At 63.1% G+C, this 4,913-nt stretch carries 4 protein-coding genes and 1 pseudogene; 1 reads left to right on the top strand and 4 read right to left on the bottom strand.

The window, feature by feature from the left end; translation table 11 throughout:
• The 3 genes and pseudogenes from WA702_RS25525 to WA702_RS25515 form a co-directional block, all read right to left on the bottom strand.
• A pseudogene (locus tag WA702_RS25525) lies at positions 1 to 215 on the bottom strand (branched-chain amino acid ABC transporter permease); the annotation flags it as partial.
• A complete protein-coding gene (locus tag WA702_RS25520) occupies positions 212 to 1,159 on the bottom strand; it encodes a branched-chain amino acid ABC transporter permease (protein ID WP_425113316.1) in 948 nt (315 codons plus the stop codon). The pseudogene WA702_RS25525 and the gene WA702_RS25520, both read right to left, overlap by 4 nt.
• Before the next feature lie 222 nt (positions 1,160 to 1,381).
• Positions 1,382 to 2,620, bottom strand: a complete 1,239-nt coding sequence (locus WA702_RS25515; protein ID WP_425113315.1) for a branched-chain amino acid ABC transporter substrate-binding protein — start codon at positions 2,618 to 2,620, stop codon at positions 1,382 to 1,384.
• 435 nt (positions 2,621 to 3,055) lie between these two features.
• Between WA702_RS25515 and gtdA the strand changes: the two genes are divergently transcribed.
• Complete coding sequence (gene gtdA / locus WA702_RS25510; RefSeq protein WP_425113314.1) at positions 3,056 to 4,093, top strand: gentisate 1,2-dioxygenase; 1,038 nt, start codon at positions 3,056 to 3,058, stop codon at positions 4,091 to 4,093.
• Positions 4,094 to 4,112: 19 nt separating this feature from the next.
• Here the strand turns inward: gtdA and WA702_RS25505 are convergent.
• On the bottom strand, positions 4,113 to 4,913 hold an 801-nt coding region (locus WA702_RS25505), incomplete at its 5' end, for an ABC transporter permease (protein WP_425113313.1).

Below are 4,913 nucleotides of genomic sequence, written 5' to 3'. Positions count from 1 at the left end.
AGCAGCCCGGTCTGGCCGAGCAGGATGTTGTAGGACAGCGCGAAGATGATGGCGATGCCGATCAGGCTGAACGTCGTCAGCGAGCCGCCGGAGGAGAATATAAGCGGCAGCACGACGAGCGCGACGGCGGCGATCAGCCAGATTGCATAGAAGCGCAGGGCGCCGCCGGATCGTTGCTTGAGCATGTCGGGCGTGGAGGTCGCGGCGTCGATCATGTTTCGCGCGTCCCCAACAGGCCCATCGGACGCACGACCAGGATCAGCACCAGCAGGACATAGGGCAGGACCGGCGCGATCTGGGCGATGGTGACATTCCAGATATCGGTCAGCGGTGATGGCCCGAGGCTCGGATCAAGCGGTCCGAAGGCGCTGGCGAGCGAACCGTCAATTGCGACGGCAAAGGTCTGGATCAGCCCGATCAGCAGCGAGGCGATGAAGGCGCCCGGCAGCGAGCCGAGGCCGCCGAACACGATGACGACGAACAGGATCGGGCCGAGCAGCGCCGCCATGTCTGACTGCGTCACCAGCGACGGGCCCGCGATGACGCCGGCAAGCCCGGCCAGCGCGCTGCCGACGCCGAACACCAGCATGAACACGCGTCCGACATTGTGGCCGAGATGGCCGACCATCGACGGATGCGTCAGCGCTGCCTGTACGACCAGGCCGACGCGGGTGCGCTTCAGCACCAGCAGCAGCACGACGAAGATCGCAGCCGAGACCGCGAGCATGAACATCTTGTAGGCGGGATAGTTTGTCGAGAAAATCGTGAAGGCCGGGAAATCCAGCAAGGTCGGCACGCGATAATCCACCGGGCTCTTGCCCCAGATCATCGATACGATTTCCTCGATCGCGAACGCTAAACCAAAGGTCAGCAGCAGCTCGGCGACGTGGCCGTGCTTGTGCGTATTGCGCAGGCCGTAGCGCTCGACCGCCATGCCGACCGCGCCCACCAGCAACGGCGCGATCACCAGCGCCGGCCAGAAGCCGATCCATTTGGTCAGCTGGTAACCGAAGAAGGCACCGAGCATGTAGAAGCTGGCATGGGCGAAGTTGAGCACGCCCATCATGCTGAAGATCACGGTCAGCCCGCTGGACAACAGGAACAGCAGCATCCCGAACAGAACGCCGTTGAGCGTTGAAATGACGATCAGCTCAAGCACGGGTCATCCATCATGCGCGTTCCGCATCCTTCTCGCGGCCATCCTTCGACACGCCGACCTCCGGCCGGCTCCTCAGGATAAGGATCTTGTCTCGTGGTCGACACCCTGCTTCCTCATGGTGAGGAGACGCATAGCGCCGTCTCGAACCATGAGGCCAGGATAGTCGCCGTACAGCCTCGTCCATCCCCGCCGCTGGTGAAAGGGCGGGGACGACGTGGTCGATCACGGCCGCTTCATCTTGCAGGTGGTCGGCACGATCGTGTTCTGCGTGTCGATCTTGGACACCAGGTGCCAGCCCCAGCCGGTGTTCTCCTCGTCGAACGGCTCCTTGGTCTTGTCGGTCAGGGTGCCGAAGGAGGAGATGTAGATCGGCTGGAAGAACTGATGATCTTCCGCGCGCATGAAGCCCTCGCCGCCGTCGAGCACCTGGAACTTCATGCCCTCGAGCGCGGCTGCGACCTTGACCGGATCGATCGAGTTGGCCTTCTCGGCGGCCGCCTTGAACATCCGCATCTCGTTGACCGCGCGGGGATACCACAGGCCGAGGTTGACCTTGGCGCGGAAATCCTTCTCGAACTCCTCAGCGGCCTTGTTGCCGGAATTGGCGAAGCCCTCGGTGATCTGGAACACCTGATGGTCGAGACCGGTCTGCTTGATCGCAGTCGGGCCGCCGGCGCCGCCGGCGTAATAGGTATACCAGTTGACCTTGAGGCCGGCGTCAGCCGCGGCCTTCAGCAACAGCGCGATATCCTGGCCCCAATTGCCGGTGACGACGCTGTCGGCGCCGGAGGCCTTGATCTTCGCAATATAGGGCGAGAAGTCGGTGACCTTGAGCAGCGGCACCAGCTCGTCGCCGACGATCTGGATGTCCGATCGCTTCTCCGACAGCATCTTGCGGGCTTCGGCGCGGACCGACTGGCCGAACGAATAGTCCTGGTTGATCAGGTACACTTTCTTGATGGACGGCTGATCCTTGATGTAGTTGGTCAGCGCTGCCATCTTGATGTCCGAGTTCGCATCCCAACGGAAGTGCCAGTAGCTGCACTTGTCGTTGGTCATGCTCGGATCGACCGCGGCATAGTTGAAGTACAGCACTTCCTTGCCGGGATTGCGCGAATTGTTCTTGGTGACGAAATCCTCCAGTGCCGCGCCGACCGACGAGCCGTTGCCCTGGGTGATGTAATGGATGCCGGCGTCGACCGCCTTCTGCGCCTGGACCAGGCTCTCCTGCGGATTGGTCTTGTTGTCCATCGGCACGATCTCGACCTTGTGGCCGAGAATGCCGCCCTTGGCGTTCAACTCGTCCGCCAGATACTGGAACGTCTTGAGGCCGCCTTCGCCGACGCTGGCGCCGCCGCCGGACAACGGATCGATATAACCGATCTTCACGGTATCTTCCGCATGCGCCGCGCCGAAGACGAGCGGCAGCGTCATCGCGGCTGACAGGAGAATTTTGCGCATGCTTGGGTTTCCTCTGTGTTTATCGTTACGAGACCGGTTTTGACGGTCTTATCATTGAAATGCGACGGGCCCTCTTTAATTCGGCGGCCAGCGCGTTGACAAGCCTACGTTGGGTTAAGGTCGGTGCGCATCATGGGATGCGGAGCGCAGGGCGTCCGATAGTTTGACAGCTGTTCTGATGCGCGTTCGGCGATGCCGGCGCCGTTCACGGATCGGTCGTGGTATGCCATGGGCGCATGCGCAGGACCATCGCCATGCCGACGCCTGCCTCGTTCGGCGCCCCCGTCGCTGCTCGACCGAAGGCCTGCACCCGCGGCGGGACAGGTGGCACGGGCACAACATCAGGGCGACGGCTCCGTCCTCATGCCGGTCGAAATTGACGTTGGCGACACCGGCCATATACGGTTGATCAACAACAAGGGCCGGGAGGCATCCATGGCAGCCGTTTCGACGCCGGAGCGCGAGGCGTTCTACAAGAAGATCCACGGTGAGAACCTCACAGCGCTGTGGACCGTGATGAGCGATCTCATCACACCGGAACCAAAGAGCGCATGCCGTCCGCACCTCTGGCGGTTCTCCGCCATCCGCGACTACATGGTGGAAGCCGGCAGGCTGATCACCGCCAAGGAGGCCGAGCGGCGGGTGCTGATCCTGGAGAATCCGGGCCTGCGCGGCCAGTCGAAGATCACGACGTCGCTCTATGCCGGCATCCAGATGGTGATCCCAGGCGACATCGCGCCGGCGCATCGGCATAGCCAGTCCGCGCTGCGCTTCGTGCTCGAAGGCACCGGAGCCTTCACGACCGTCGACGGCGAGCGTACCTTGATGCAGGCTGGCGATTTCGTCATCACGCCGTCGATGACCTTGCACGACCATGGCAACGAAACCTCCGAGCCGATGTTTTGGCTGGACGGCCTCGACATTCCGCTGGTGCAATTCCTCGATGCTTCCTTTGCAGAAGGCGCCCGCGACGACCAGCAGAAGGTCGCGCGTCCCGCCGGCGACAGCTTTTCGCGCTACGGCCACAATTTGCTGCCGGTCGATGCCAAGCGAAGCTCACGCACCTCTCCGATCTTCAGCTATCCCTATGCCCACACCCGCGACGCGCTCGAGCAGGCGCGCCGCCGCGACGAATGGGACCCCTGCCACGGGCTGAAGCTGAAATTCTCCAACCCCTGTAACGGCGATTACGCGATGCCGACCATTGGCACCTTCATCCAGCTACTGCCGAGGGGCTTTTCTACCGCGCGCTACCGCTCCACTGATGCCACCGTGTTCGCCGCGATCGAAGGGCGTGGGCGGACGCGGATCGGCGAACACAGTTTCGAATGGGGTCCGCGCGACCTGTTCGTGGTGCCGAGCTGGCAGTGGATGACGCACGAGGCCAGTGAGGACGCCGTATTGTTCTCGTTCTCCGACCGCCCGGTGCAGGAGAAGCTCGATCTGTTCCGCGAAGATCGGGGGAATGCCTGAAGGCTGACGGGCAAATGCCTCACCGCCAGTGCAACAGCCGCGCCTCCAACAGGCTGATTAGCTTGCCGACGGCGAGCCCGAACAATGACAGCACAACGATGCCGGCCATCAACTGATCGGTCTGCATCAAATTGCCGGCCTGCAGCACGAAGGCGCCGATCCCATGTTCGGCGCCAATCATCTCGGCGGAGACGACAAGCAGCAGCGCGATCGACGCTGTAATCCGGAAGCCCGAGAGGATCGACGGCAACGCGCCCGGCCAGATCACGCGGCGGACGATGGTGGCGAACGGCACGTTGAAGCTCTGCGCCATCCGGATCAGGTTGCGCGGCACCGCATCGACGCCGCTATAGACCGAGATCGCGGTGGAGAAGAACACACCGAGCGCGATGGTCGCGATCTTCGGCTCTTCGCCGATACCGAGCCAGAGAATCAAAAGCGGCAGCACCGCGATCTTCGGGATCGGGAACAGCGCCGAGATGAAGGTGATGCCGACGCTGCGGGCGATGCGCCACAGGCCGATCGCAAAGCCCACAACGATGCCGCCGGCGGTGCCGAGCACCCAGCCGACACCGATCCGCAGCAAGGACGCCGCGAGATTCTGCCATAGCGCGCCCGACATCGCGAGCTGATAGAGCGCTTTGCCGATGGCAAGAGGCGGCGGCAGAAACAGTGGATTGATCAGCGACAGGGTGCCCGCGAGCTGCCACAGCGCCACGATGATCGTGAGCGCGGCCCAGCCGGCATAGCGGTTGGTGCTGGGCGTGAAACCTGCGCCGCGAAATCCGACCGGCCTGACCGTAGCGCCGGCATCCGTCGC

The organism is Bradyrhizobium sp. (assembly GCF_049798375.1).
Taxonomy (GTDB): Bacteria; Pseudomonadota; Alphaproteobacteria; order Rhizobiales; family Xanthobacteraceae; genus Bradyrhizobium.
Note: the sequence above shows the minus strand (reverse complement) of the source record. Positions and strands in the feature narration are given on the sequence as shown.